General features: G+C 64.4%; 36 protein-coding genes. 31 read left to right on the top strand and 5 right to left on the bottom strand.

Annotated elements, in window-relative coordinates; translation table 11 throughout:
* Positions 1-67 precede the first annotated feature (67 nt).
* Both B4394_RS15365 and B4394_RS15360 read left to right on the top strand, forming a co-directional pair.
* Entirely contained in the window at positions 68-796 is a 729-nt protein-coding gene (locus B4394_RS15365; RefSeq protein ID WP_078310908.1) for a TetR/AcrR family transcriptional regulator, read from the top strand.
* Entirely contained in the window at positions 793-2163 is a 1371-nt protein-coding gene (locus tag B4394_RS15360; RefSeq protein WP_078315589.1) for an ABC1 kinase family protein, read from the top strand. The genes B4394_RS15365 and B4394_RS15360 overlap by 4 nt, the downstream gene beginning before the upstream one ends.
* On the opposite strand, the gene B4394_RS15355 is transcribed toward B4394_RS15360, so the two are convergent.
* Together B4394_RS15355 and B4394_RS15350 are read right to left on the bottom strand one after the other, a co-directional pair.
* Entirely contained in the window at positions 2160-2591 is a 432-nt protein-coding gene (locus tag B4394_RS15355; protein ID WP_078310910.1) for an SRPBCC family protein, read from the bottom strand. The genes B4394_RS15360 and B4394_RS15355 overlap by 4 nt on opposite strands.
* Complete coding sequence (locus tag B4394_RS15350; RefSeq protein ID WP_078315588.1) at positions 2573-3595, bottom strand: SDR family NAD(P)-dependent oxidoreductase; 1023 nt, start codon at positions 3593-3595, stop codon at positions 2573-2575. Before B4394_RS15350 ends, B4394_RS15355 begins: the two co-directional genes overlap by 19 nt.
* Positions 3596-3726: 131 nt before the next feature.
* On the opposite strand from B4394_RS15350, the gene B4394_RS15345 reads away from it, so the two are divergent.
* Positions 3727-4221, top strand: a complete 495-nt coding sequence (locus tag B4394_RS15345) for a DUF1942 domain-containing protein (RefSeq protein WP_139360226.1) — start codon at positions 3727-3729, stop codon at positions 4219-4221.
* 4 nt (positions 4222-4225) lie between these two features.
* Here the strand turns inward: B4394_RS15345 and B4394_RS15340 are convergent, their stop codons facing one another.
* Entirely contained in the window at positions 4226-4981 is a 756-nt protein-coding gene (locus B4394_RS15340) for an FkbM family methyltransferase (RefSeq protein WP_078311125.1), read from the bottom strand.
* A gap of 75 nt (positions 4982-5056) precedes the next feature.
* Between B4394_RS15340 and B4394_RS15335 the strand changes: the two genes are divergently transcribed.
* A complete protein-coding gene (locus B4394_RS15335; RefSeq protein WP_078315586.1) occupies positions 5057-5581 on the top strand; it encodes a GNAT family N-acetyltransferase in 525 nt (174 codons plus the stop codon).
* On the opposite strand, the gene zapE is transcribed toward B4394_RS15335, so the two are convergent.
* Entirely contained in the window at positions 5574-6650 is a 1077-nt protein-coding gene (gene zapE, locus B4394_RS15330; protein ID WP_078315585.1) for a cell division protein ZapE, read from the bottom strand. The genes B4394_RS15335 and zapE overlap by 8 nt on opposite strands.
* Before the next feature lie 33 nt (positions 6651-6683).
* On the opposite strand from zapE, the gene B4394_RS15325 reads away from it, so the two are divergent.
* From B4394_RS15325 to msrB, 4 genes are all read left to right on the top strand, one after another.
* The gene (locus B4394_RS15325; protein ID WP_078315584.1) at positions 6684-7466 is read left to right on the top strand and encodes a pyrimidine reductase family protein; all 783 of its coding nucleotides are present in this window, start codon (positions 6684-6686) and stop codon (positions 7464-7466) included.
* Between the two features lie 28 nt (positions 7467-7494).
* Positions 7495-9048: an alpha/beta fold hydrolase gene (locus tag B4394_RS15320; protein WP_078315687.1), complete on the top strand. Its 1554-nt coding sequence runs from the start codon at positions 7495-7497 to the stop codon at positions 9046-9048.
* Between the two features lie 76 nt (positions 9049-9124).
* Positions 9125-10483, top strand: coding sequence for a glycosyltransferase family 87 protein (locus tag B4394_RS15315; RefSeq protein ID WP_502688401.1), 1359 nt, complete (start codon positions 9125-9127; stop codon positions 10481-10483).
* Positions 10416-10832 (top strand): peptide-methionine (R)-S-oxide reductase MsrB, encoded by a 417-nt coding sequence (gene msrB, locus B4394_RS15310; RefSeq protein WP_139360225.1) that lies wholly within the window; start codon positions 10416-10418, stop codon positions 10830-10832. Before B4394_RS15315 ends, msrB begins: the two co-directional genes overlap by 68 nt.
* Here msrB and B4394_RS15305 read toward each other — a convergent pair.
* Entirely contained in the window at positions 10795-11100 is a 306-nt protein-coding gene (locus tag B4394_RS15305; RefSeq protein WP_078315686.1) for a helix-turn-helix domain-containing protein, read from the bottom strand. The genes msrB and B4394_RS15305 overlap by 38 nt on opposite strands.
* Positions 11101-11225: 125 nt before the next feature.
* On the opposite strand from B4394_RS15305, the gene B4394_RS15300 reads away from it, so the two are divergent.
* The 23 genes from B4394_RS15300 to B4394_RS15190 all read left to right on the top strand — a co-directional run bounded on the left by B4394_RS15300 (position 11226) and on the right by B4394_RS15190 (position 24761).
* Entirely contained in the window at positions 11226-11426 is a 201-nt protein-coding gene (locus B4394_RS15300; RefSeq protein WP_078315582.1) for a hypothetical protein, read from the top strand.
* Positions 11423-12244: a phage antirepressor KilAC domain-containing protein gene (locus tag B4394_RS15295; RefSeq protein ID WP_139360224.1), complete on the top strand. Its 822-nt coding sequence runs from the start codon at positions 11423-11425 to the stop codon at positions 12242-12244. The genes B4394_RS15300 and B4394_RS15295 overlap by 4 nt, the downstream gene beginning before the upstream one ends.
* 155 nt (positions 12245-12399) lie before the next feature.
* The gene (locus B4394_RS15290) at positions 12400-12630 is read left to right on the top strand and encodes a hypothetical protein (protein ID WP_286142088.1); all 231 of its coding nucleotides are present in this window, start codon (positions 12400-12402) and stop codon (positions 12628-12630) included.
* Complete coding sequence (locus B4394_RS15285; protein WP_078315581.1) at positions 12627-12917, top strand: hypothetical protein; 291 nt, start codon at positions 12627-12629, stop codon at positions 12915-12917. Before B4394_RS15290 ends, B4394_RS15285 begins: the two co-directional genes overlap by 4 nt.
* A complete protein-coding gene (locus tag B4394_RS15280) occupies positions 12914-13366 on the top strand; it encodes a hypothetical protein (protein ID WP_286142087.1) in 453 nt (150 codons plus the stop codon). Before B4394_RS15285 ends, B4394_RS15280 begins: the two co-directional genes overlap by 4 nt.
* 154 nt (positions 13367-13520) lie before the next feature.
* Positions 13521-13814, top strand: coding sequence for a hypothetical protein (locus B4394_RS15275; RefSeq protein WP_286142086.1), 294 nt, complete (start codon positions 13521-13523; stop codon positions 13812-13814).
* The gene (locus B4394_RS15270) at positions 13811-14041 is read left to right on the top strand and encodes a hypothetical protein (protein ID WP_078315579.1); all 231 of its coding nucleotides are present in this window, start codon (positions 13811-13813) and stop codon (positions 14039-14041) included. Before B4394_RS15275 ends, B4394_RS15270 begins: the two co-directional genes overlap by 4 nt.
* A complete protein-coding gene (locus tag B4394_RS15265) occupies positions 14038-14943 on the top strand; it encodes a YqaJ viral recombinase family protein (protein WP_078315578.1) in 906 nt (301 codons plus the stop codon). Before B4394_RS15270 ends, B4394_RS15265 begins: the two co-directional genes overlap by 4 nt.
* The gene (locus B4394_RS15260) at positions 14940-15974 is read left to right on the top strand and encodes a recombinase RecT (protein ID WP_078315577.1); all 1035 of its coding nucleotides are present in this window, start codon (positions 14940-14942) and stop codon (positions 15972-15974) included. Before B4394_RS15265 ends, B4394_RS15260 begins: the two co-directional genes overlap by 4 nt.
* 2 nt (positions 15975-15976) lie before the next feature.
* Positions 15977-16318, top strand: coding sequence for a YfdP family phage-associated protein (locus B4394_RS15255; protein WP_078315576.1), 342 nt, complete (start codon positions 15977-15979; stop codon positions 16316-16318).
* A gap of 21 nt (positions 16319-16339) precedes the next feature.
* On the top strand, positions 16340-17182 hold the full coding sequence (locus tag B4394_RS15250; RefSeq protein ID WP_078315575.1) for a DUF2303 family protein: 843 nt from the start codon (positions 16340-16342) through the stop codon (positions 17180-17182).
* Between the two features lie 6 nt (positions 17183-17188).
* Complete coding sequence (locus B4394_RS25430; protein WP_176138321.1) at positions 17189-17365, top strand: hypothetical protein; 177 nt, start codon at positions 17189-17191, stop codon at positions 17363-17365.
* Positions 17366-17510: 145 nt separating this feature from the next.
* Positions 17511-18365 carry a DNA cytosine methyltransferase gene (locus B4394_RS25790; protein WP_286142085.1) on the top strand — a complete coding sequence of 285 codons (855 nt, stop codon included), beginning with the start codon at positions 17511-17513 and terminating at the stop codon, positions 18363-18365.
* Between the two features lie 330 nt (positions 18366-18695).
* Positions 18696-19280, top strand: a complete 585-nt coding sequence (locus B4394_RS15240) for a hypothetical protein (protein WP_139360223.1) — start codon at positions 18696-18698, stop codon at positions 19278-19280.
* Positions 19280-19642: a hypothetical protein gene (locus B4394_RS15235; protein ID WP_078315573.1), complete on the top strand. Its 363-nt coding sequence runs from the start codon at positions 19280-19282 to the stop codon at positions 19640-19642. Before B4394_RS15240 ends, B4394_RS15235 begins: the two co-directional genes overlap by 1 nt.
* Positions 19639-20724, top strand: a complete 1086-nt coding sequence (locus B4394_RS15230; protein ID WP_078315572.1) for an adenine nucleotide alpha hydrolase family protein — start codon at positions 19639-19641, stop codon at positions 20722-20724. Before B4394_RS15235 ends, B4394_RS15230 begins: the two co-directional genes overlap by 4 nt.
* On the top strand, positions 20721-20966 hold the full coding sequence (locus B4394_RS15225; protein ID WP_078315571.1) for a hypothetical protein: 246 nt from the start codon (positions 20721-20723) through the stop codon (positions 20964-20966). Before B4394_RS15230 ends, B4394_RS15225 begins: the two co-directional genes overlap by 4 nt.
* Entirely contained in the window at positions 20963-21268 is a 306-nt protein-coding gene (locus B4394_RS15220; RefSeq protein ID WP_078315570.1) for a hypothetical protein, read from the top strand. Before B4394_RS15225 ends, B4394_RS15220 begins: the two co-directional genes overlap by 4 nt.
* A 780-nt stretch (positions 21269-22048) precedes the next feature.
* Positions 22049-22345: a hypothetical protein gene (locus B4394_RS15210; protein WP_286142084.1), complete on the top strand. Its 297-nt coding sequence runs from the start codon at positions 22049-22051 to the stop codon at positions 22343-22345.
* Positions 22345-22722 carry a hypothetical protein gene (locus B4394_RS15205; RefSeq protein ID WP_078315568.1) on the top strand — a complete coding sequence of 126 codons (378 nt, stop codon included), beginning with the start codon at positions 22345-22347 and terminating at the stop codon, positions 22720-22722. The genes B4394_RS15210 and B4394_RS15205 overlap by 1 nt, the downstream gene beginning before the upstream one ends.
* Before the next feature lie 212 nt (positions 22723-22934).
* A complete protein-coding gene (locus tag B4394_RS15200) occupies positions 22935-23930 on the top strand; it encodes a hypothetical protein (RefSeq protein WP_406817961.1) in 996 nt (331 codons plus the stop codon).
* 141 nt (positions 23931-24071) lie between these two features.
* On the top strand, positions 24072-24470 hold the full coding sequence (locus B4394_RS15195) for a hypothetical protein (protein ID WP_078315567.1): 399 nt from the start codon (positions 24072-24074) through the stop codon (positions 24468-24470).
* Positions 24471-24476: 6 nt separating this feature from the next.
* Complete coding sequence (locus tag B4394_RS15190; protein ID WP_078315566.1) at positions 24477-24761, top strand: HNH endonuclease; 285 nt, start codon at positions 24477-24479, stop codon at positions 24759-24761.
* Positions 24762-24857 lie beyond the last annotated feature (96 nt).

The following is a 24857-nucleotide window of genomic DNA, read 5'->3' as shown; positions in this document are numbered from 1 at the left end:
CGCGTGTGTCGTCCCGAACTGGCGAACCAGAGGCCGGGCACACGTACCATCACTGGTGATGAGAGGCGTGGAAAGCGTGAGTACAGCCATCGCGTCAAAGGTCGGCCCCGGCGCCGCCCGACGTGGCGACCGCCGCAAGGTTGCCCGGGAAGAATTGGTGGACGCCGCGTTTCGCGCCATCGACGCCATCGGCTCCATCGTCAGCATGGACGACATCGCCCGAGAGGCGGGAGTAGCCAAACCAAAGTTGTACCGCTACTTCGAAGACAAGGCCGACCTGCACAGCGCCGTGCTGGAACGCGTACAAGACATGGTGTGGAACGCGGCCATGGACCGGATAAATCTGCTGGCCGACTCGGCCCGCGAGTTGGTCCAGCATGGCGCCCAGGAGTACGCGCGCATGATTTCGGATCACCCGAATGTGTTGCGCTTCATCGTGCACGGCCATTTCGTCAATTCCAGTGATGGCACTGAGCGTTTGGTAGAGACCGCGCAGCAGATGACGCACGACATCGCCGAAATACTGTCGAATGCGATCGACGACGAGACGGTGGACATCGACGACGCCGACTTAGCGGTCAGCTCTGCCGCGGGTGCCATTGGTACCGCCACCGAATGGTTCCTGGGCCCCAATCAGCAACGTGCGCAACCGATGCCCATTGAGACATTCGTGGAGTACCTGACCACCGTCCTCTCCGGACTCGCCGCATCGATCGCCGAGTTCAACGGCCTCACGCTTGATCCCGACCAGCCTCTACACCTGGCATTCACCAGCGCGCGCGGCGGCACCGCATGACCGACGGGGTCCCCCTGGCACGCATCACCCGCGGCCGGGCGCTTGGCAAGTTGGCAGCCGGGCAGGCGGTACGCACCGCGAGCAGTCGGCTCTCCATGATCGGGCGATCCGAACAAGCACGCGCGCTCCTCGCGGAACGCTCCACACTGCAGGCGGCCGATCAGCTCGTGACCGTGCTGGGCGGGCTCAAGGGCTCGGCGATGAAGCTGGGCCAACTGCTGTCGATGCTGGAAGTGGACATGGTGCCCGAAGCCCATCGCGAGCGCTTCCGCCAGAAGTTGGCCCGGCTGCGCGATCAGGCTCCGCGTGAGCCGTTTACGGTGATGCGCCCGATCATCGAGTCCAACCTCGGAGCGCTGCGGAAGAACTTCCGCGATTTCGACGAAACTCCTGTCGCCGCCGCCTCCATCGGCCAGGTGTACCGCGCCATCCTGCACGACGGGCGCGAGGTCGCGGTCAAGGTCAAATACCCCGGCGTCGATGACGCGGTACGAGCAGACATGCAGAACCTCGCGCTGTTCACCAAGTTCTGGCGTAAAGCGCTACCGACGCTGTCCAATTCGGCCTTCATGGACGAGATTTCCATGAATCTGGAAAGCGAGCTCGACTATCCGCGGGAAGCTCGCACGCAACTCGAGATCGCCGAACGCTATCGCGGACACCCGTTCATCGTCATCCCCGACTGCCTACCCGAGCTGTGCACCTCGCAGATTCTTGTGACGGAATTCCTGGACGGGCAAGCCTTTCCCTTCATGCAGACACTCGATGACGAGGAACGCAACCGCATCGGTGAGCTCATCTTCCGGTTTTATATCGGATCACTGTTCCAGGACAACGACTTCTGCGGCGACCCGCATCCGGGGAACATTCTGCGCGCGGCCGACGGCACCATCGGATTCGTGGACTTCGGGTTGTACAACCGAATGAACCCCGAACACGTCGACTTCGAACGAACGATCATGCGCGCTGCCACCGAGGGCCGCGCCCAGGACATGTACGACGCGATGGTGACGCGCGGGATCGTGGAGCCGCATTCGGACGTCACCCCCCAGGACTGTCTGGAGTACTGCCATGCGGCTTCGGGGTGGAATCTTGTCGACGAGGAAATGACCATCACCCCGGAAATCGCTTCTAGTGCGATGATTCTCGCGGTGGACCCACGTTCGAGCGAGTTCTCCGGGATGCGCAGGCAAAACCTGCCTCCCGAGCATATTTTCTCGCGCCGCGCGGATTTCTACACCTTCGGTGTACTCGGCCAGCTCAATGTCACCGGCAACTGGCATCGCATTGCGCGCGAGTGGATTTACGGCGACCCACCCGCGACCGAGATCGGAATCGCCATCGCGCAGTGGCGCGCTTCCCGCTAGCGCAGTAATCCGTCGATCGCGCGGCCGAACATCCACTGCCCGCCCGCCTGTGCCAATCGGTCGAAGACGCGCGGCACGCCCCGAATGCTCACCTCTTCGGTCCACACGACGCGTGAACCACTGCCCTGCGCCTCTACCTCGATCTCAGCCCATCCCAGAATCAAGGTCCCCGTCTTCTCCAGCCGACAGCGGCCAGGGCTCCCCTCTCGTGGCGGCTGCCACCACGTGACCGTCATCGGGTCGTCAAAACCTATGGCTCCCAGACCTGTTCGCCCCACAAACGTGGTACCCACCCCCGCAGGCGGCGCGCTCGTCACCGATACCGTCGTCAGCGGAATGTGCTCACTGTGCCGCGGCCACTCGGTGATTCGCGCGAAAGCTTCGCCGACGGACAGCGCACTGGCGCGCTCTATTCTGAGAAGGGCCATAAGCCCAACAATCTCGAGGTCGCCTTCTGACCGCGCAAGGCGACGATGGTGTCCGTCAGGGTTTCCCGTGGGTCACGGTAGGTGACCCCGAGTTCACGCTCGCTGGGCGAGTCATCGGACGCAGGCATCTGTGTGTAGTACTGCATCCCTGCCTCGGTCATCGGAGTATCGAGCGCCACATAACGCCCAATCTGATCCATGACCGTTCCCGCGACCCGCAGCATCGAGTCGGGCACCGGCACGGCCAGCACGGTGCTGCCGGCCGCATCGGTCAAGACGTTCACCAGCTCGTCGACCTCCAGCCGATGACCGCCCGCGGTGTAGCGTCGCGGGCCCCGCCCCGGTTCCAACAGCGCGGCGTGCAGGGCAGCGAGGTCTCGGACGTCGACCACCAGCCAGGCCGCGCTGCGTCCCGGGACGGACCTCATCAGCAGGACCCAGCGCACCCCCTCGGCTGCCTCACCGAACTGATCCCCGACCGGCGGTCCCAGCACCATGCCCGGGTAGGTGATGGTCACCGGTGCACCAGAGTCCTGCAGGTCGCGCACGTACAGCTCGACCCGCGCCTTCGACTGACCGTATCCGTCGCTGCCTCCGGCCGCGGGCAGGTCGGCTTCGAAGGTCTCCAGACCCGGCCGAAACAGCGCGGTGATGCTGGAAACGTGCACAATCGGATCGAGGCCCCGGTCAACCGCCGTCCCGAGAACGTTCTGGGCGCCTTCGAGGTTTATGGACATCATCCGGTCGGCTTCCCGGGGATCCGTGCTGACCATGGCCGCGCTGTGCACTACCGCGTCGCATCCGTCGAGCGCGGCCTCGACCGAGTCCCGATCGGTGATATCGCCGACGGCGTAGTCGGATACGTCGACACCGAGCGTCGCCACCGTGGTCTGCAGGCGGGCCTCCTTGCGCACCAGAAAACGGACCTGATGCCCGGCGTCGGCAATGGCCTTCGCCGTCCATCCACCCACGAATCCGGTACCGCCAGTGACCAATACGCGCATACTTCACGCCTCCTCCGGTGCGGCGGACCGCTCCCATCAGGACATCGTAGGTTGTCAGCGCCTCCATACCGGGCGAATGCCGAAGAGCCATGTGGCACCGTCGCCGGCATGACGTGTGCCAAGATCGCTGGGTGCGTCTACGCCCTGCATTCCAGCTCATCGCCGCCCTCGCCGCCATCGCCATGGCCCTGGCTCCGGCGGCGACCGCGCAACCCGAGCGGGTAACGCCCATCGGGCACATCGGCGAGACCCTGCATTTCGACTACGGCACCATCGGCGCCGATGTCACCGTGCACAACATCGAACCCACCGGTGTACCGGCCGGAATGGCTCCTCCGCGCGGCATCATCTGGAAGGCGTACGTGACCATCCGGCCGACCAAGGTGCCCAACGCGTATGCGTTGTTGATGGCGCTCAAGCTTGGCGGCATCTCACCGGAAACCGGGGATGCCTATGAGCCCCAGCGCACCGATGAGCCCGACGATCTGAACTACGCGCTGCGCAACGCGCCTCAGGGTTCGACCGTGAGCGGCGCGGTGTACTGGGACGTCTACCGCGGACCGGTACGTCATATCGTGCTGCGTTCATCGCAGACTCAGGTGCACCTGGCCCAATGGGACCTCTGAGCTCTCAGCGGGGCTGGAACAGATAGTTCCGATAGGTCTCGGTGACCTTCTCCACAGGCCGCCAGGAGTCGGCGCTCCATACCGACATCCGGTAATCCCGCGCGGTAAACCACGCGACGATGTCCTCGGCGGTGCGACCGAACCGCTCCATGTGGCGATCCTCCACCTCCAGCATCATCGCCGGGCGGGTCCGTTCGATGGTCTTCTCGCCGCTCACCAGGACATCGAGCTCGGCACCCTCGACATCGATCTTCACGAAGTCGATCCGCGTGATGCTCAGGCGCTGGCAGAACCCGTCGAACGTCTCGGTGTCCACGACCACCCGGATGTGCTCGTCGAACTCGGCGTTCGAGCCCAGCCCGTCAGCCCCGGCGTCAACGAACGACCGTCCGGTGATCGGCTTGCCGTTGCGCAGCGGAACGCTCATGACCTGCTCACCCGGGTTGGTGCCGAGCGCAACGGCATGGCGGCGCACGTTCTGTGCGCTCCGCAGGCCCAGGGCCGCGGAGGACGTGGCATGGGCGAACCGCAGCGGCTCCAGGCTGTACACCAGGCCGTCCGCACCCACCAGGCGCGCCAGCTCCGCGGTGTAGAAACCGGCGGCGGCACCCACATCCAGGCACACATCTCCGGGCTTGACCACCTGCGCGATACCCACTAGCTCGGTTTCCACCCACGGGGTGGTGCGGGCAAGTGTGCGCAGGCCCTGCCCCACCACGGCGTCACGAATCTCGCCGAAGGCCGTCACGCGCCGCGTCATATGGTGCTCCTCAGGGTTGGTCATCAACATGGTCGCTGTCTCGGAACCGCGCCAAGTATAGGTAGCGTGCCGGTCATGCCGATTCAGGTCAGTAGCGCGACGGCTGCCGACAGCACCGAACTCGCAGCTGTCGCCGCCCGCACCTTCCCGCTCGCGTGTCCGGCGTCGTCAACACCGGAGAACATCGCGGCATTCATCGCGGCCAACCTCAGCACGGCCAAGTTCGACGAGTACATCCGCGAGCACCGCGTGCTGGTGGCTCGCGAGAACGACGTCATCGTCGGGTATTCGATGCTCGTCGACGGCGTGGTCGACGACCCCGACGTGCAGCGCGCCGTCACGCTGCGGCCCGCCATGCAGCTCTCCAAGATGTACGTGCTGCCCGAATTCCACCAGGCGGGGGTGGCGGGCACCCTGATGACCGCGGCCCTTACCGATGCCGCCGCGCGCGGAGCGATCGGTGTCTGGCTGGGCGTAAACCAGGAAAATGAACGCGCGCAGCGCTTTTACGCCAAACACGGCTTCAACCGCAGCGGCACGAAGACCTTCCAGGTGGGCGAACGCCTGGAGAACGACTACGTGATGCAGCGGGTCATATAGCGCTTGGCAGCGGAGCCGCGCTGAGCGCCAGCAGCCGCGAGGTGGCACGCAGGTACTTCTTGCGGAATCCACCGGCGACCATCTCGTCGTCGAAAACCGTGTCCAGCTTCGCGCCCGAGGCCTCCACCGGGATACCCGCGTCGTAGAGGCGGTCGGTCAAGGCGACGATCCGCAGTGCCACCGCCTGATCGTGCACCTGCTCCACGCCCGCGATGAACACCGCCGTCACACCTTCGATCAGGGTGAGATACCGCGACGGGTGCATGCTCGCCAGGTGCCGGCACAGATCGTCGAACTGGTCGAAGGTCGCGCCCTCGATCGACGCCGCCAGCTCGCGAAGCTCATCATCGGTGTGCGGCTCGGGGGCCGGCGGCAGGTCGCGGTGGCGGTAATCGGGGCCCTCGACGCGCACCGTGTTGAAGATCGCCGACAGCGTGTTGATCTCGCGCAAGAAGTCCTGTGCCGCGAACCGGCCCTCGCCCAGCTGCTCGGGCAGTGTGTTCGAGGTGGCGGCAATCGACACCCCGCGCGCCACCAGCTCCGAGAGCAGCCGCGATACCAGCGTCGTGTTGCCCGGGTCGTCCAACTCGAACTCGTCGATGCACACCACCGTGTACTCCGCGAGCAGCTCGATGCACTCCAGGAAGCCGAAAACCCCCGCCACCTGCGTCAGTTCACCGAAGCTGGCGAACGCCTTGGGGCCGGGCACGGTGTGATAGATCGAGGCCAAGAGGTGGGTCTTACCGACTCCGAACCCGCCGTCGAGATAAATGCCGACACCGGGCAATACCTCGCGCTTGCCGAACAGCTTCTTCTTGCCCGCCCGGCGGATCGTCGCCTCCTGAGCGAAGGCGCGGCACGATTCCACGGCCGCCGCCTGCGTCGGCTCGTTGGGGTCAGGCCGGTACGAGTCGAAACTCACCGACGTGAACGTGGGGGGCGGCACCAGCTGCGCAATCAGCCGCTCATTGGAAACGGTGGGGTGCCGGTCGGCAAGGTGCTGGAGGTTCCCGGGCGAGCGAAGCGACGGGGAATGGCCCGAAACGGCACCGGATTGCGGATCAGTCACACGGGCAGCGTAACGGCGTGTTGAGATCTCCTTGTGGCCGACAGTGAGGGTGAACAGGCGATACGGGGCCCGGCTGGGATACAGCTCACACAGCTGACGACCGGGGCGCCGGTGGATTCCGGCGAGCTGGTCGACCTCTACGACTACCCGGACAGCGATGAACTTTGCCTGCGCGCCAACATGATTGGCAGCCTGGACGGGGCCGCCACGGTAACCGGTTTGTCCGGCGGACTCGGCGGCGAGGGCGACCGGGCCGTATTCGCGGCAATGCGCGCCAACGCCGATGTGATTCTCGTCGGGGCCGGCACGGTCCGGGCCGAGCGCTACCACGGAACACATCTGCCGGTCGGTCTGCGCCAGCGCCGCCAGGCACGCGGACAGAGCGAGGTTCCGGTGATTGCCGTGGTCACGGCCTCAGGGGCGGTAGATCCGGGCATCCCGTTGTTCACCGAGTCCGAGGTCGCACCCATCGTGGTGACCTCGTCCGCCGGGGCGAGGAACGTCACGTCTCAGGTGGCGGGTGTGCAAGTTCTCGCCGTCGATGCCGCCGGGAAGGTCGATCTGCGTGCGGCGCTGGCGCAGCTGCACGACCGGGGTCTGTCCCGGGTGCTGTGCGAGGGAGGCCCCTCCCTGCTGGGCACTCTGCTGGCGGCGCGGCTCGTCGACGAACTGTGCCTGACCACCGCACCCATCACGATCGTCGGCGGCGGAGGCCGGATCACAGCAAGCCCCTCCGAAGAGCTCACGTCGTGGCGGCGAGTGTTGCTACTCGGCGATGCCGACGGCTACCTGTTCGCGCGGCACGTCCGGGCTTGAGTGACATTCACCCGATACTGTGGTCGGCATGCGTGCACGGCTAATGGGGGCGATGGCGGTTGCCCAGCTGCTGACCGGGGTACTGGCTGGGTGCGCGCCCGGCCCCTCGGCGGGACCGCATTTCGCCATGGACGAGGGCCACGGAAATGCCGGCCCCGCCACCGCACCGCCACCGAGCGGCCCTCCATCGATCGACAAGCCCAAGGTGGACCTGTCGTGGCAGGACTGCACCCGTGAGGTGCTCGGCAGCGCCAACATCACCACATCGCCGACGTTCACGCTCGAATGCGCCGAATACAAGGCGCCGCTGGACCCGATCAACGGAGCACCGGGCAGCGTGACGCTGGGCGCGGTGCGCGCCAAGACCTCCCAGACACCTGCCGACGCTGGCCCGCTGGTGTTCACCACGGGCTCCGATCTGCCGTCCTCGGTCCAGCTGGCGACGTGGCTCAACGGCCCGGGCGCGGAAGTGCTCAAGCAGCGCCCCGTGGTGGCCGTCGACCGTCGCGGTATCGGGCGATCCGACGCGATCACCTGCCGGGACACCTGGGACCTGCGGGATATGCGTGACCTGGCGCAGAACCGGGGCGGCGACGATCCCGTCGCCAGCCTGGGAAAGATCGTCGAAACGGCCACCACCAACTGCACCGACACCATCTCTCCCGGCGACTCCGCCTATAACGACGCGCATGCCGCGGAGGACCTGGAGGCGCTGCGCGCCCAATGGGATGTGCCCGGCCTGGCGCTCCTCGGCATCGGCAGTGGCGCCCGCGTCGCCCTGGCCTACGCCGGGTCCCACCCCAACAAGCTGGCGCGGCTGATGCTCGACTCCCCTGTGGCCGTCGACATCACCGCCGAAGCGGCCGCCGAACAACGGCTCAAGGGCGAGCAGTCGGCATTCGACGCATTCGCGGCACAGTGCGTCGCCAACAACTGCCCGCTGGGACCGGATCCCGCGGGTGCCGTCGGGGACCTGTTGAACCGCGCTCAGAACGGTGGACTGCCGTGGTCGCGGGCGACAATCGTCAGGGCGATCACCACGGCACTGGGGTACCCGATCGGCGACGGCACCGCCGTCGTCCAAAACCTCGCGAACGCACTCAACGCGGCGCGCGGTACCGACCGGGAGGCCCTCACCCCCCTGGTGGACCGGGCCAACGTACTGCGCGATTCCGATGGGCAGTTCGTCAATTCCTGCAGCGACGCGCTGGCACGACCCACCCCTGATCGGGTACGCGAGCTCGTGGTGGCCTGGGGCAAGCAATACCCGCTGTTCGGGCGCACCTCCGCCCTCGGGCTGGTGAACTGCCTGCAATGGCCCAGCGGATCCAAGCCGAACCCGCCGCAGGACTTGAAGATCAACGTGCTGATCCTCGGCGGACAACACGACCCGATCTCCGGCAGCGAGGGCGTGTCGCCAACCGCCGCGGTGATCATCAACGCCAAGGCCGCGAGCAAGCGGGTCATGTGGCAGGGCATCGGCCACGGTGCGATTGTCTACACCGCATGCGCGCAACCGCCCTTCCTCGCCTACCTGAACGACGGGAAGCTCCCGGAGACCGACACGTTCTGCCCGGCCTAGTCCTACTTGCCGGAACTGCCCTGGGCGCTCAAGGTACGGTGCCTGAGTGGTGTCAGTCGATACGTCCTTTTCAGGCCTGATTGAAGGCTTCAAGAACTCCGTCTCGAAGGCCCTGAAACCTCCGACCGCGCCGCCCTCGGTCGCGACGATCCTGCGATCGGTGCTGTGGCCCGTCGCCATCCTGGCGGTCATCCACCGCAGCTACGTGCTGGGCACCAACGGCTACATCACCGACGACTTCGGGCCCGTCTACCGCGCCGTCATCGCCTTCAAGCGGCACCTGCCGGTCTACAACGAAAACTTCAGCTACGTCGACCCGCACTACATCTACCCACCGGGTGGCACGCTGCTGCTGGCGCCCTTCGGATATCTGCCCGTGGACGCATCGCGGTACTGGTTCATCACCATCAACACCATCGCGATCGTGATCGCGGCCTACTTCCTGCTGAGGCTGTTCAACCTCACGCTGGCCTCGGTGGCCGCACCGGCGCTGCTGTTGGCCATGTTCTGCACCGAAAGCGTGACCAACACCATTGTTTTCACCAACATCAACGGCGTGGTGCTGCTGCTGGAGGTGCTGTTCTTCCGCTGGCTACTGGACGGGAACAAGAACTCCGAATGGCTGGCCGGCGTCGCGATAGGCCTGACGCTGGTCATCAAACCACTCTTGGCTCCCCTGCTGTTGCTGCCGCTGCTGAACCGGCAGTGGCGGGTTTTCGCGGCCGCCTTCGGCATCCCCGCCTTCTTCAATCTCGTGGCGATGTTCGGCCCGCACAAGGTGCGGATCGTCGATGGCTGGGACTACTTCCGACGCACCATGAGGTACCTGGGTGAGACCCGCGACTACTTCAACAGCTCCATCGCCGGCAATGGCGTGTACTACGGGCTCCCCACGCCGCTGATCGACTTCCTGCGCATCGCGTTCCTGCTGATCGCCCTGGTGAGCGTGTGGCTGCTGTACAAGTACTACCGCCAGCGCGACCCCAGATTCTGGGCATTGACCACCGGCGGTGTGGTGCTGACCGCCTCGTTCCTGCTCTTGGGGCTGGGGCAGGGCTACTACTCGATGGCACTGTTCCCGTTCGTCATGACGATCGTGCTGCCCAACTCGGTGTTGCGGAACTGGCCGGCCTGGCTGGCGATCTACGGCTTCTTCACCATGGACCGCTGGCTGCTCGTGCACTGGCTGACGACCGGCCGGGCCCTGGAGTACCTGAAGATCACCTACGGATGGTGCCTGCTGCTGATCGTCGTGATGATGGTGCTGGTACTCCGATACCGGGATGCCAAGGCCGCTGGCACACTGGATAACGGGCTAGATCCGGACTGGATGACGGCTGGGACAAGCACTAAGGAGTCAGCGACCGATGACGACATCGAACGACCCGAAGGTGAATCTGACCGACGAGCAGTGGCGGGAGCGACTGACTCCTGAGGAGTTCGCGGTGCTGCGCCGCGCGGGTACCGAACGACCGTTCGTCGGTGAGTACACCGACACCAAGACCGAGGGCGTGTACGCCTGCCGGGCGTGCGGAGCCGAACTGTTCCGCAGCACCGAGAAGTTCGAATCCCATTGCGGCTGGCCGTCGTTCTTCGACCCGGCCGATTCGGATGCGGTGATCCTGAAGCCCGACAAGTCGCTGGGTATGCGTCGTGTCGAGGTCATCTGCGCTAACTGCCACAGCCACCTGGGGCATGTGTTCGAGGGCGAGGGCTACCCGACGCCCACCGATCAGCGCTACTGCATCAACTCCATTTGTCTGACGTTACAGCCGCGCCCGTAGGACCACCGTCACCCTCGGGTGCAAGCTCGCCGCCCCACATTAGCCAGTCACGGTCAACGCCGAACGCCATCGCGATCTGACGGACCTTTAGGTCCATCCGTCGCGGCGTCCGGCCATCTTCCATGTTCTGCCATTCGCGAGGGGTCACTCCGCAGCGCTCCGCTGCCTCTTTCTGAGTGATGCTCAGCTCCGCTCTAACCAGCTTGACCCTGTGCCCAAACCTGTCGGCAGGACGCCATCCCTGGGCAGGACGTGTTGCGCTTGTCATGCCACAAACAATAGCAACACGCATGACACGCTGCAACACATTGTTACGCCATGACCACACCAAACGACACTCCAACACTGTCTCGGTTGTTGACAACTACAATGTTGTAATTAACACTTCTGGGCATGCCATCCCCAACCCGTGAGCTGATCGAGATCCAGCTCGGATCGACGAAGCGGAAGTCCCTTACCGGCCTCGTACGCCAAGGCCGAGCAGCCGGACACGGCTGGCGCAAGATCGCCGATGTTGTCTCGCGTGAATCGGGAATCCCGGTCTCCCACACCACGATTGCCCGCTGGTTCGAGAATGAGGCAGTGGCCTCGTGAGCCACATCGTCGGTACCTTCCGGATGGTGGGCGACGACGGCGAGCCCGTACGGCCGACCACGCTCAGTTCACCGTTCGATGCGATCCGGTGTGTGACGTACGAGGGTCGGGAGTATTGGTCAGCGCGCGCGCTAATGCCACTACTCGGCTATGACTCCTGGCGCCGATTCGCCGACGCGGTGAGCCGGGCCAAGATCGCTGCCCGCAACAGCGGACACGAGGTGACCAGGCTTTTTGCCAGCGCCGTCAAGAAGTCCGAGGGCCGCGACGCCGAGGATTACCACCTATCCCGCTACGCCTGCTACCTGGTGGCACTCAACGGCGACCCCCGCAAGCCTGAAATCGCCGCCGCGCAGACCTATTTCGTCATCAAGACGCGCGAGGCAGAGGTCGTACAACACCAGATCCCCCAGACGTACGCCGCCGCCCTTCGCGCCGCCGCTGATCAAACCGAGCGGGCAGAGCTGGCCGAGGCCAAGATCGCCGAGCTGGCGCCCAAGGCCGAGGTTGCCGACAAGCTGCTCGACGCTGATGGCGACCTCTCGGTGCGCGACGCCGCCCAAGCGCTCACCCGCGCTGGCGTCAAGGTTGGCGCCACCCGCCTATTCGCCGAGCTGGACCGCCGAGGGTGGATCAAGCGCGGCGGCGAGGACGGCCGATACCGGGTGCGTCAATCGGCCATCGAGACCGGCTATATGTCGGTGCTCCCCCAGTCGCACTACCACCCGAAAACCGGGGTGCTGGTGCTCGACCCGCCACAACCGCGCGTCACCCCGAAAGGGATTCAACGACTACTCGCCGACTACGACAAGAGCTGAAATCCGTTCGACCACAACTGAATAGGAAAACCCCGACGGCGGGCACCTCTGCCAAGAACCACCCGGCCGTCGGGGCCACTTCAACCAGCCTAAAGGAGGCCGGTCATGTCCCACCGTATCTACACCCCTGCGCAGCGCGTCGGGGGTGGTGCCCGATGACCGTCGGCCACGTCTCGCACCAGACCGAGTACGCAAGCCTGGTCGTATCCCTCGGCGCCCTCAAGTCGGTTCGCCTCGGCACCGGTATTGACCGCGTTCTCGAAATCCAATTCGACGGCGGCACGCTCGTCACCCTGCCTCCGGAGGTGCTCGACGACATCATGCGCGAGCGCGTGCACCAGGCCGTCGCCAACATGGACCGCGAGCGGGTCGGGGGCGCCCGATGACGAACGCCATCAGGCGCCATGTGTTTTGCGTCGTCGCGCTGGTCGCCCTCTTGGGTGCGCTATTCGCCGAGTTCTCTAGGGAATACACGGTATTCGCCATCCTCGCCGCGCTGTTTCTGGTCGGGGTGCTGCTCGATCTCCAAGTGCACCGACGGGGCCGGTATCGCGATCGGTCCGCTGTCCTGATGGTCATCGCATTCGTGGCCATCGTGGTTGCCGGGATCTTCTCCGCACCGGCCGCGTACGCAGCTCCAATCACCCACCACCAGAACGGAATACACGAATGAACTTGCCTGAAAGCACAGTCACCCCGGAGCTGCTGGCCGCGTTGAACAAACAGCACGCCGACATCAAGGGCATCAACAACGCCGCGATCATCATCGGCCTACAGAGCAAGCACGTCTACGCCGGGACCGTCCCCGAGTCGGTGGTACGGCAGCGGCGGGCCAAGAACCGCGACGCCCGCCGCGCTCGACGCGGCAACGTCTCGGCCCTGCGCCGACAGGCTCGGCTCAATCGAAAAGTGCGGCGCCCTGGCCGCCGAATGCCTTACGACATGGGCTACTTGCTCGGCGCCGTTCCAGGTAACCCATGGCTGGTGGTCACCGACGATAAACCCGATCTATCCAGCTGGGACGGAGTGCGCGGGGCATACCAGCGGTTGCGTGACTCCGGAATGAACGCCGCCGAGGCGCTGGCCGAGATGGTCGATCCGAAAGCCGGTGCAGCCGAATGACCACACATCGCGACTCAAGCAACTGCCGTCACCGGCTCATGTTCCAACGGCTAATCGACGCTGTCGGAATCTGCCGAATCTGCGGAACCACAAAGGTCACAACCGAAATGCGCGCGGGTCGTCGTCGCGCCAGTCGCCGGAAGGTAGGTGCGTAATGCCAGAACCAACAAGAGCGTTGCTCGAAATGGTCTCCGAGATGGCCGACAAGCTCCAAGACCTAACAGCTCAAATCGACCCGGAAGCACCAACTTTCGTCGGTCGAGTCTGGAGCCCAAACGGTCTGCGGCAATACGTGGCCGAGTGGACGAACCTGTTCGATGAGCGCGACGCGCGCAAGCAAGCGCTCACGGACATGCTGGCCCATCTCCCCGCCGACGCGCACCCCGACTACGCCGCCGCCGTGATCCTGCACCACTTCGACGTTAAGCCGAAGGCGGGCAAGGAATGAAGACGCACCCGCACAACCGAAGCGACTGCCCGGCCGCCTTCCCCATCCGCGACGAACACGACTATGAGTGCACGCGCGATTACTTACATTCCGGCAGCCATATGGCAAGCACGGGGAGCCATGTTGTTGCGATCTGGGACGGCGAACTCGCCTGGTGCACCAGCGAGCACGAGGGCGAAAAGTGGTTCGGGAACACGGGTCGCGAGTGGGTGGAGGTGGCCGAATGATCGAGCCCGGTTCGCCTGAATGGCTGAGCATCATCACACCCTCGAAAGTCCCATCGATCCTTGGTATTTCGCGCTGGAAGTCGCAATACACTCTGTGGCACGAAATGGCCGGCATTATCGAACCGGCGCCGATCTCCGAGGCTCGGCAGGATGACTTCGACTACGGCCATGCGTGCGAGCTGGCCGCCCGCGAGTACTGGAAGTTCAAGAATCCGGATTGGCGCATCTCGCGTGGTGAGGTGCAGATCTCGAACCCGGATCTACCGTTCCCCAACCTCGCAACCATCGACTTGCGCGGATCTCGGGGCAGCCTGCGCCGCGTCGTCGAGGTAAAAACGGCACGGGATCTCGGCGAGTTCGGTGACGACGGCAGCGGCGAGATCCCCCGCGACTATGCCGCACAGATCCTCATGCAGATGTTGATCACGGGATGGCACGAGACCGCCGACCTGGTGTGCTGGGCGCAGTACGGAAAGCCTCGGATCTATCACGTCGAGTACGACGCCGGAATCGCCGAGGCGATCATCGGGCTATGCGCCGAGTTCGTCGAATCCCTTGCCACCGAGAATAAACCGGAGCTTGACAACACCATCTCGACCTACGAGACCGTGCGGGCGATGCATCCGGACATCGACAAGGGTACGGAAATCCAGCTCCCACCGGCCGAGGCCTACGAGCTACTGGCGTCCGACGGCACATTGAAGAACGTCGAGAAACAACTGCGCGGCCGTAAGACGGCGCTACTCGACCAGATGGGCTCAGCGCAATACGCCATGGTCGGCGACCTCAAGATTGCCGACCGTAGACCACACGCCAAGGGGTCCGTTGCCCTGGTGCTGGCAGGCAAGAACATCCAACAACTCAGCGACCAAATCGACGCCCAGAAAGGCATACCCGCATGACCGTTGACGCCACAACCACCGAGGTAGTTTCGGCCACCGAGACCGCGCTCGTAATAGCAGACACGCAAACCGAATTCACTCCGGCACAGATTGCCGCGCTCAAGCAATTAGGCGTAGACGACGCGCCGCGCGGTGACCTCGATGTGTTTTTCCACACGGCCAAGCGCCTCGGGTTGGACCCGTTCACCCGGCAGATCTATTTGATCGGCCGCAAGACGAAGGTCGGCGGCTACCGGGGCGAGCCGGAACGCTGGGAAACCAAGTACACGATCCAGACGAGCATTGACGGCTATCGCGTTACTGGGCATCGAATTGCCCGCCGCGAGCGCCTTGGGCGCCCCGTGGTGCGCCGCCAGTTCTGCGGCCGTGATGGAGCTTGGCAAGAGGTGCTGGTCGAGAATGGGCCGCCCGTGGCGGCCAAGACCGAGATCTTCTGCGACGGACAGCTTGTGGGCGAGGCGGTGGTCAAGTTCGCAGAGTATGCGCAGACAAAGGCCAATGGCGAGCTGACCGGGATGTGGCGGGATAAGCCCACGGTGATGATCGGCAAGTGCGCTGACGCCGCCGCGTGGCGGGCCGCGTTCCCGCAAGACTTCTCCGGCGTGTTCGAGGCCGCCGAGTTTGACCGTCACGAGGTGATCGACGGTGAGGTAATCAGCCAGCCGGTCCGGGTTCGCGCCGACCGGGCCGACCGCGGAATCAAGGGGTTGCGCGCGGCTGTAGAGGCACAGTTCATCGAGCACGCCGAGCCCGAACCCGCGACACCTGAAAACGATTCAGCACCCACGGAACCGACCCCCGAAGCTCCCGAGGTCGCCATGATCACGACAGCGCAGTCCAAGAAGCTGTACGCCCTGTTGCGTGCGAACAACTTGGAAGACAAGGACGCGGCACTCGCCTGGATCTCGGCGGCGCTCGGCCAGACCGTCGCCAGCACAAAAGATCTCACTAAGGCGCAGGCCATCACGGTAATCGACAAGCTCGACCAGCCGACCGAGGAACAACCCACCACAACAGAAGGGAATGAATAACCATGTCCGACAACGAAACCGAGAAGGCCGAGGAAGGTACCGAACTCGCGCCCGGCGACATCACCGAGTTCATCGTGGTACTGACGCAGCTCGACAAGGGCCGCACGCAGACCGCCGCGACCAAGGCGCTACACGAGTGCGTCGAGGCGGCGATGGCCACCGGCAAGAAGGGCGGCGTCGTCACGCTCAAGATCAAGGTCGAACCACGCGAATCCGGCGCGGTGTGCCTGGTCCCCGATGTCGTCAGCAGCCCCGCCAAGGACCCGGCCGGAACCATCTTCTTTGCCGACGGCGAAGGCAGCCTATCCCGCGACAACGCCGCCATGTACTACGGCACCAAGTAACCGAGAAAGGAATACAAACACATGTCCGACAACGTAATTGACTACCCCAACGAGCGCGTCGAGCTTATCGAGCCCGCCGAAACAACGACCGATGGACCGGTCTACCTGATCACCGCCAACGGTCAGCAGGGGCTCGATACCCGCATCATCGATGCACGCGAGCAGGCCCCCAATGCGTTCCCGCCGCGCAACGCCGCCACCCGAGTCGTCACCGACACCGCCTCATTCCTCGCCGAGATCAAGCGTCGCCCGCTTCTCGACGGTCGGTCAACGGTGTGGGGTTCTCGGCAGTACGGGACCGTCTCCGCGATCTACGACGAGCTGTATTCGAACGCCGAGGAGGAATACACCCGGCGCAACGACGCGCTGGTCCTGCAATTCGTGCGAGATCCCGACTGGAACACCCTGTTCACCGCTGCCGATGGCGAGTACCACGGTCAGGAAGAATTCGGCGACCTCATCGAGCAGGCCGGGCACCTCATCGTCTCGCACCCGGCCGCCGAACTCATGGAGATCATCGACAGCATCCGGGCATCGAGCAAGGGATCGTTCGAGTCCCAGATCAAGCGAGCGACCGGCAGCCAGACCCTGACTTACAGCGAGGAAGTCAACACCACGGCCGGATCGGTTACCCGACCGCTGGAGGTGCCGCGTGAGGTCACCCTCTCGGCGCGGCCATTCGAGGACTACCCCCGCGTGGACGTGACGTGCTGGCTGCGCCTGCGGATCGCTCAGGGCCGCCTATACCTCGGCCTGATCCCCAAGCCGTACGAGCACCTCGTGCGCGATGCCTGGACGCAGGTAACCGGCGATCTTGCCGAGCAGCTCGGCGTGCCGGTCTACGCGTCCAACCTCGGCAAGTAGGCCACCGTGAGCGCCCCGGTAATCACCGATCGGGCCGATCCCCGATATGCCGGGGCGCTCACCCGCCGCTGCGTCATCTGTGGCGCCAAGGCGGGCATCGACTGCCGCAACATTCTCAGCCTCGGCCAGCCCCTACCTGGCCGCCTGGTGCACATCGCGCGCATGGAAGACGAGGACCAATGATGGACGACGACTACTCGCTCGGCGAGTACATCGATGTCATACCGAGCCGTTCGGCCGGCCGAACTCGATTTTGGTCAGCGTCGTTCGAGTACTTGGGAGGCCGGTGGCATAGCTACCGCCCTATGCCGCATCGCGAGGTGACGGCATGATGCTTGGCCACACCGCCACGATCCGCAACCACTCTGTCGGCGGCGATTGGGAGGCCTCCCCCTCCGGATTGTTCGTGCCCCCCGATGTCAGTAAACGTAGGCATGATCTGCCCGTGGGTCTCGATTTGTTCTCTGGCGCAGGTGGTTTCAGCTGTGGTTTCCACCAAGCGGGATGGCACGTGGCCGCCGCCGTCGAGCACGACGTTGACGCCTCAATGACTTATTTGACCAACCTCGCTCGCCCCGGCGTGAAGATCCACGTCGATCCCGACCACCCCGTACTCGGCCCAAACGTCCACCGGCCCAAGAAGTCCAAGAGCAAGGGCGCTGTCCCGTTCGACGCGCACATTGGTTCCGGCTGGATATCCACCCAACCCGGCGACCCCGGCTGTGAGCATTTCTACGTCTACGACGTGAAGAACCTGACCGGCGAGCGCATCCTCGGCGATCTCGGCATGGAAGTGGGCGAGCTCGATTGTGTTTTCGGGGGGCCACCGTGCCAGGGTTTCTCCGTAGCTGGCCGTCGTGACGTTATGGACCCACGTAACTCGCTGGTGTTCGAGTTCGCCCGCCTGGTGTGCGAGATCCGGCCCAAGACGTTCGTGATGGAGAACGTGACCGGCATCCTCAACATGCGCACACCCGAGGGCATGCCGGTACTCGACGCCCTCGCCGCCTACATGTCCGGACGCGGATACAGCGACTATGAAGCACTGCGGCAAGCCCTTGGCGGTGCGCCCAATGCCAAGGCCGGTGTGCGCGATTCCATGTCCGGCAAGCGCTCCAGGAAGGCCGAGGACCGCGAGCCGACCGACGACGGCCAAGAAGCACTGTTCGAGATGGACACATGAGCGCGGCCACGCCTACCCCCGGATTCCGGTTCATCTGCCATCGATGCTCGCGCCACTTCTGGTCAGTACAGGTGGTCACCGACTGCCCTCGCTGTCGATTCGCGCAATGGAAAGCGTTCCCCTATGCCGACGTTGAGGTCGGGCAAGCGAGTGGCGCATGAGCGCGCCAGCACCCATCGAGATCCCCGAGCCGATCTATCGCTACTACGCCACACCCCGCGAGAGCAGCCCCTGTGCAGGCGGCTGTGGCGATGTGATCCTGCCGGGCGAGCTAATGGCCAAGTACCGAGACGAAATCCGTTGCAAGAGATGTGCAGAGAGGTGGACGAAATGACGGCCCCAGAGGAAATGCTCGAAGTGTCAACCCGCGAGCACCAGATGACGGCCATTCGAGACGATGGCCTGTACCGGCACATCCGTTTCGCTCAGCCGGGTACCAGCATCTGGCATTTCGACCTCGTGACATGGCCAGGCCACCTGGTGATCAGTGGAGACATCGGCGGCTACCACTTTGCGCGGCTGCCCGACATGTTCGAGTTCTTCCGCAATCCCGTTGGGTACGTCAATGCGCACTACTGGGCCGAAAAGCTTTGTGGGCCAACACGGTCAATGTCGTTCTCTGCGGACGTGTTCAAACGGTTGGTCTACGGCCACTTTCGTCACTGGTGCGAGTGGAACGACGGCCCGCACTGGCCACTCTGGAGCGCAATTTGCGAGGGGCTGTTGCGGTACTCGGATGACTACGACGAGACCGCCGCGCATATGGCACTACAGGAATTCCGTCACGGCGATTTCGAGTTCGTCGACTCTTGGGAGTGGGAACTCAAGGACTACGACTTCCACTTCCTGGTGGCGCTGCACGCGATCGTGTGGGGCATCAGCCGGTACGACGCGGCCAAGACGGCGGTGGCGTAATGCCCATCCGTCCGGAGAACCGCGACCGGTACCCCAAGGACTGGGCCGAGATCTCGCGTCGCATCCGTTTCGAGCGCGCCAAAGGCCGCTGTGAGTGCGTCGGCGAATGTGGCCGCAACACGCACCGTGGCCGGTGCCCGAATCGGCAAGGGCTGCGCGCATACGGCACCGGCAGTCGCGTCGTTCTGACCGTCGCGCACCTGAACCACACCCCCGAGGACTGCCGCGACGAGAACCTGCGCGCGATGTGCCAGGGGTGCCATCTGCACTACGACGCCGAGCACCACGCGCAGACCCGCCAGCGGACGCGTACAGCGGCGCTCGAGGCGCAGATGGAACCGATGTTCGAGGTAGTGCGGTGAGCGGTAGTGCACGGGAGAGTCGACATCGCCCGCCCGAGCCGACATTGCCATATGGATACACCGACGACGTGCCAATCGTGCATGACCCGCTCGACCCGCATCCGGAAGTTCCGACGCCAATTGAGCTGGTCATGCGCCTCACGCTGTCGGAACGCAAGGAGCGCAACAAGGCACTTGTCGCCTTGTCCCGCAGCAAGTTCGAGTACGCGATGGACCGATACCTGACCGGCAAGAATGTCGTGGCAGTCTGCGCGCTGGTGTCTGGCGGTGACGATTCCTACACCGTCGCGAACGTATTCCGTGATTTGACAACCCATCACGTCCACGCCAACACCGAGACGGGCATCGAGGCTACGCGCCAGTTCGTCCGTACGACCGCCGCCGAGTGGGACATGCCGTTGATCGAGCATCGCCCCAAGCCTGGCCAGGGCTATTTCGATCTGGTGCGCGGAAATGTGATGGCGCGCAGTCGTAAATCTGGCGAGTTCGTGCGTTCATGGCCTGGCGGTTTCCCCGGCCCGGCAGCGCACGCGATCATGTACCAGAGACTCAAACAGCGTGCTCTAGAACGCATTCCACACGATTTCGGGATCAGTCGGTCACGCAAGGATCGCGTGGTATTCATCGGTGGACGTAGACGGCCAGAGTCCAGAGTCCGCGCCACCGTCCCCTATCACGATGCATACGGAACGCTCGACTGGAACTCCCCGATGGCGGTTTGGCACAAAGCTGACTTGCGGACATACCGCCTGATGAACCCCGAGATTCCGCGCAACCCTGTCGCCCGAATCCTCGGCATGTCCGGCGAGTGCGGCTGTCTTGCCAATGCCAGCCCCGGCGAGCCGGAGCGCTGGCGCCAAGCGTTTCCGGATGATCCGTTCATCATCAAGGTAGGCGAGGTTGAGGCCGAGATTGCCGACCGCGACGACATACCGGCTCACCGAAAGCGGTGGGGTTGGGGCGGCGCCTATGCCGACCCCGACGAGGTGGAGGAGTTCGCCCGTAACGCCGTGTGCTCGTCGAGCTGCGGGCACGACCCACTGCTCGACATGATGGACCCTCTGTTCGAGGTGGTGCCGTGATCTTCGTCGAACTCGAATGCGATGCAACCGATTGCGATGCCTCCGAGACAGTTGATGTCTATTTCAACGACATGGAGAACGGCTCAGAGGTGCGGTCGTACGCGCCGGAGGGTTGGCAACTCGTCAGGTGTGATGTGAGCGGCTACGCGCTGGCGCTGTGCCCCGAGCACAGATGCCGAGGCACTTGGTTCCCCATCGACGGCAAGCTCACCAACGTCTGCGGCTGCGGAGCCTGCGCATGAGGCCGCCAGCAGAGCCGCTCGTCGTCGTGTGGCGCAATCAGATACCGCACCGCTGCACGCTCATCCATTGGGGCCGCAAGTGGAAGTACACCGACCACGAGCACCGGCTGATCAACCTACGGCGCGTGCACGTGTGGAGCGCACACTCGCCGGTCATCGGCGGCGAGGTGGTATCGACTCGGACCCCGAAAGCGAGGGCCTGGCACAACATCGCGTTCTACCAGGCCGACGGCAAGCCGATGATCCTCGGTGCCCCCAGTAGCCGACCCGAGTACTCGATTGCCGATTGGCCGGACGAATGACGCGCACCCCCGAGAGCTCAGCCGCCTACCGCGCCGGTCTGTGCATCGTCTGCCTGACCGAGCCTCATGCGCCGGGTAGGCCGCGGTGCGACGCCTGCGATCAGAAGCGACTCCGAACTACCGCGACCAACCAGAAAGGGCAGTAATGGGCCTCCCATGGGTCCGTTTGGACTCACAATTCGCGTCAAATCCGAAGATTCTCTACCTGATTGAGGACAAAAAGTTCCGCGCAGCGTTCGTGTGGACGGCCTCGCTCGGGTACGCCGGAACGCACGGAACCGACGGTTTTCTGCCCAAATCGTGCCTTCCGTTCCTGCATGCGACGAAGGCCGACGCAAACTCATTGGTTGACGTTGGCCTATGGCTCGAGAGGCCGGGCGGATGGGAGATAAACGGCTGGTTGGAGTTTCAGCCGTCCAATGAGGAGACGCAAGCGCGTAAGGCTCGTGCAAGCGCTGCCGCAAAGAAGCGTTGGCATGGCGGGGGTGCCCAATGAGCATGCGGCAAGCAATGCGTCTGGCATATGCAAAATGCATTGCACCCCAAGCAAAGCACGTACGTACGGACGGACGTACTAACGAACGTCTTTTCTTACTTCTGGGGATAAATCTCATGTTGGGTAACGCACGCGAGAAACGCCCCGGAATCACTCCGAAATCACTCGCATTGCCGCCCAATTCGCCCCAGGAGCGACGAACACTGGCTTGCCGGTACCGCCGTACCCCCCGTTATGCACAGGCCAACTCAGCCCCGAAAACGACCACCGAACGGAGACACACGATGACCGAGAATGCACCCCGAGGCCAATTCGTCGGACCGCACCTGTCCAACGGTGACCGCGTGGCCATTGCGCTACCCGACGGCTTGCTGTGCACCGGAGTGTGGCTCGACGGGGTGATCAGCACCAAGACGCGCACGCTGGCGCCGTGGCGCATTCACAAGCGGACCGACGGCGGTTGGACTCGCTGGGCCATCTGCAAGCAACACGCACTCGACGAGTGCGAGCCCTGGTGCTATTTCGAGACCAGCGCAGAGGCTTACAAGGCGTTCGCAGCGTTCGAGCCGGGAGTGTTCTGATGAGCCGGCCAAACGCACTCGAATGGGCGAACCGCCCGGATACGCCCAATCTCAAGGGAATTCGCCGCGCGTTGGTAGCGGACGGGATATACGTCGTTGCGTTGCATCGCGGCCCTGACCTATGGGTGACGACGTTTGGCGAGAATTGGCCCGAGGAAACGGTCTATCGCGGCGTGTGTGAAGACGACGCGCTGGCGGCTGCTCAGCGGCACCACGACGCACGTCAACGAGCCCTCGCATGGGAGCGGTACATGCTCGACAACGACCCGCCGAAGGCCGATCTGGAGGCCCGCATCCACGCGCTGGAGAACCCGCCATGTTGCGAGGGTGGCCCGCAGTGGGGCCATGCCTGGACATGCCCGAAATGCCCGGACTAGACAAAGGAATTCGTCAGTTGACCAAGTGCAAGCGCTGCGACCGTGCTACCGAGCTGTTCGTGTGCAAGGCGTGTGTGAGCGAGCTGCGCGACCGCCTGCGCGCGCTGCCGTGGTGGCTCGATCGACTCACCGAGACCGCCGTCGGCCAAGCGCGATTGAGCCCAAGCGGTCGCGGCGGCCGACGCCCTGTGCTGCACGGCGACGACAGCCTCGTGAGCCACGTCGAGCCGTTCCCTCGCGACAAGGACACCACGCCCACCGAGAAGGACCAGCGGGAGCGCCACCAGGCCGCGTTATGGCATGCGCTGGCACTCGGACGGGTCAACGGACACGCCAGCGACGAACTGGACCGCATTGGCAACGCGTTGTCGACCACCATCCGCGACATGTGCGAGACGCGCGGTCTCGATGTGCCCGAGTTCCGCACGCGGCCAAACGTGCAGCCCGTCAACGATCCCGAGCCCGCGCGGGCCTACGTCCCTGATGTCGCGGCCTCCCTACTGCCGAACGCCTGCGCACGGTGCTACATGGCCCTGCCAACGTCCGCGACCGGCACCCTGTGCGACGACTGCGACGGAGCCCCCGAGCTGCGCACCCCCACCCCGGCGCCAGCCGACAACCTGCGGGTGACGTACACCGGCAAGCGCGACGAGGACACCTTGCCGGTGACGGCTATGGCGCGCATGGCCAAATGGCTGTACCGGCACGCTGGTGACGTGGCCTTGCAAGAGAACGCCGCCGAGGTGTGCGACGAGATCGAACGGGTATTCCGGGCCGCGACCCGCGCAGTCAACCGCCCGCCGGAGCCGATGACCATCGGGCCGTGCACCACCGATCCCGCGCCCGACGAGGTACTCACGGCGCGAACCGAGAAGGGCGACAGGGCGACCCGGTGCGGCTATGCGCTCACCGCGCCGCACCACGCCAACCTGATCGTGTGCCCACAGTGCGAGACCGGACACCTGGTGTCCGATGTGCTGGCACGCAACCTCGGCGAGCTCGACGACCGCAATGCCACCGTGCGCGAGCTGGTCGACGTGATACTCCCCCGTCTCGATGAGCACGTACCACAGCGGACCATCGAGCGTTGGATCCAGAACGGTGAGGTGTCGGTGCGTGGCCACGACGCTCACGATCACCAGATGGTTCGCATTGGCGATGTCCGGCGAGTGCGTGCGAGACGACCGCGACACGCAAAGCGTGCCTGACCAGCGATGATGTGATCGTGTGGCAAAATGGCGCTCAACATGTCAGTGGGTGATCTGTATCTACTGCATGAAACCCCCGGCCTAGCTGGGGGTTTCGTCGTATCAGGGGCAGGTGTCAGACCCCCGGCGTAGAACTGGCCAATGAACGCCTACACGGCCATTCGGCAGATCATCGAGAGCATGCCGAACTTCTTCGGGCTTACCCAGAAGGTGACGATCGGGGCCGAGGGTGAGACCGAGACCAGGGTCTACACCCAGGAAGACATTGCCAGTCACGTCGCGGCGAATCTCGCAGACAAGATCCACACCAAGGGATGCCTGGTTGTTGAGCTGCCGCCCGTGGAGACCGACGAGTACGGAAGCCGCACCGTCCGGGTTCCGATGAACGGCCAGGCGTGGGCCTACGGCGAGGTACGCATCAGCGACCAGGGCGACCGGCTGGTCATCGTGGACATCCCCTCGCGACTACCCATCGACGATGCTCCTGCGTTCGCCGCCGCCGTGCTGGCCGCCTACAACGCTGCACGCACTCGTCGATAGGAACTGATGAGCAACCTGCGCAACGGCAGTCTTGAGCGCAAGGTCAAGCGTGAGTTCCGGCAGCGGTGCAAGGCCACACGTGCGGTGTGCTGGCTGTGCCGCCAGGCCATCGACTACGACGCACCACCACAGACCCCCGAGGCGTTCGAGCCCGACCATTACCACCCTGTCGAGACCCATCCCCACCTCGGTTACGACATGACCAACCTGCGGCCATCCCATTGCCGCTGTAACCGAGCACGGCAGGACACCCCACCCGAACAGGGCCGATGGGTTCCGGCCGACTGGTGAGCCTCTGAGCCTCACGACGGGGGGTATGGGGTCGCAATCTCTGTAAACGACAGGCCAGGCGACTCCGCGGTAAGGCTCCATTTTCGCAAACGCTCA

Origin of the sequence: Mycobacterium sp. D16Q16 (genome assembly GCF_002013745.1) — a bacterium.
Taxonomy (GTDB): domain Bacteria; phylum Actinomycetota; class Actinomycetes; order Mycobacteriales; family Mycobacteriaceae; genus Mycobacterium.
This window is presented reverse-complemented; position numbering and strand designations above follow the sequence as displayed.

What these genes read in the sequence shown, in the direction of transcription:
- B4394_RS15250 (WP_078315575.1), top strand. Translation starts at nt 16,340, where the DNA reads ATGTCCGACAACGTAATTGACTACCCCAACGAGCGCGTCGAGCTTATC.
- B4394_RS15210 (WP_286142084.1), top strand. Translation starts at nt 22,049, where the DNA reads ATGACCGAGAATGCACCCCGAGGCCAATTCGTCGGACCGCACCTGTCC.
- B4394_RS15300 (WP_078315582.1), top strand. Translation starts at nt 11,226, where the DNA reads ATGCCATCCCCAACCCGTGAGCTGATCGAGATCCAGCTCGGATCGACG.
- B4394_RS15235 (WP_078315573.1), top strand. Translation starts at nt 19,280, where the DNA reads ATGCCCATCCGTCCGGAGAACCGCGACCGGTACCCCAAGGACTGGGCC.
- B4394_RS15360 (WP_078315589.1), top strand. Translation starts at nt 793, where the DNA reads ATGACCGACGGGGTCCCCCTGGCACGCATCACCCGCGGCCGGGCGCTT.
- B4394_RS25790 (WP_286142085.1), top strand. Translation starts at nt 17,511, where the DNA reads ATGATGCTTGGCCACACCGCCACGATCCGCAACCACTCTGTCGGCGGC.
- B4394_RS15280 (WP_286142087.1), top strand. Translation starts at nt 12,914, where the DNA reads ATGAACTTGCCTGAAAGCACAGTCACCCCGGAGCTGCTGGCCGCGTTG.
- B4394_RS15320 (WP_078315687.1), top strand. Translation starts at nt 7,495, where the DNA reads ATGCGTGCACGGCTAATGGGGGCGATGGCGGTTGCCCAGCTGCTGACC.
- B4394_RS15335 (WP_078315586.1), top strand. Translation starts at nt 5,057, where the DNA reads ATGCCGATTCAGGTCAGTAGCGCGACGGCTGCCGACAGCACCGAACTC.
- B4394_RS15350 (WP_078315588.1), bottom strand. Translation starts at nt 3,595, where the DNA reads ATGCGCGTATTGGTCACTGGCGGTACCGGATTCGTGGGTGGATGGACG.
- B4394_RS15240 (WP_139360223.1), top strand. Translation starts at nt 18,696, where the DNA reads ATGACGGCCCCAGAGGAAATGCTCGAAGTGTCAACCCGCGAGCACCAG.
- B4394_RS15195 (WP_078315567.1), top strand. Translation starts at nt 24,072, where the DNA reads ATGAACGCCTACACGGCCATTCGGCAGATCATCGAGAGCATGCCGAAC.
- B4394_RS15305 (WP_078315686.1), bottom strand. Translation starts at nt 11,100, where the DNA reads ATGACAAGCGCAACACGTCCTGCCCAGGGATGGCGTCCTGCCGACAGG.
- B4394_RS15255 (WP_078315576.1), top strand. Translation starts at nt 15,977, where the DNA reads ATGTCCGACAACGAAACCGAGAAGGCCGAGGAAGGTACCGAACTCGCG.
- B4394_RS15290 (WP_286142088.1), top strand. Translation starts at nt 12,400, where the DNA reads ATGACCGTCGGCCACGTCTCGCACCAGACCGAGTACGCAAGCCTGGTC.
- B4394_RS15285 (WP_078315581.1), top strand. Translation starts at nt 12,627, where the DNA reads ATGACGAACGCCATCAGGCGCCATGTGTTTTGCGTCGTCGCGCTGGTC.
- B4394_RS15260 (WP_078315577.1), top strand. Translation starts at nt 14,940, where the DNA reads ATGACCGTTGACGCCACAACCACCGAGGTAGTTTCGGCCACCGAGACC.
- B4394_RS15265 (WP_078315578.1), top strand. Translation starts at nt 14,038, where the DNA reads ATGATCGAGCCCGGTTCGCCTGAATGGCTGAGCATCATCACACCCTCG.
- B4394_RS15275 (WP_286142086.1), top strand. Translation starts at nt 13,521, where the DNA reads ATGCCAGAACCAACAAGAGCGTTGCTCGAAATGGTCTCCGAGATGGCC.
- B4394_RS15270 (WP_078315579.1), top strand. Translation starts at nt 13,811, where the DNA reads ATGAAGACGCACCCGCACAACCGAAGCGACTGCCCGGCCGCCTTCCCC.
- B4394_RS15355 (WP_078310910.1), bottom strand. Translation starts at nt 2,591, where the DNA reads ATGGCCCTTCTCAGAATAGAGCGCGCCAGTGCGCTGTCCGTCGGCGAA.
- B4394_RS15190 (WP_078315566.1), top strand. Translation starts at nt 24,477, where the DNA reads ATGAGCAACCTGCGCAACGGCAGTCTTGAGCGCAAGGTCAAGCGTGAG.
- B4394_RS15205 (WP_078315568.1), top strand. Translation starts at nt 22,345, where the DNA reads ATGAGCCGGCCAAACGCACTCGAATGGGCGAACCGCCCGGATACGCCC.
- B4394_RS15340 (WP_078311125.1), bottom strand. Translation starts at nt 4,981, where the DNA reads ATGACGCGGCGCGTGACGGCCTTCGGCGAGATTCGTGACGCCGTGGTG.
- B4394_RS15220 (WP_078315570.1), top strand. Translation starts at nt 20,963, where the DNA reads ATGAGGCCGCCAGCAGAGCCGCTCGTCGTCGTGTGGCGCAATCAGATA.
- msrB (WP_139360225.1), top strand. Translation starts at nt 10,416, where the DNA reads ATGACGACATCGAACGACCCGAAGGTGAATCTGACCGACGAGCAGTGG.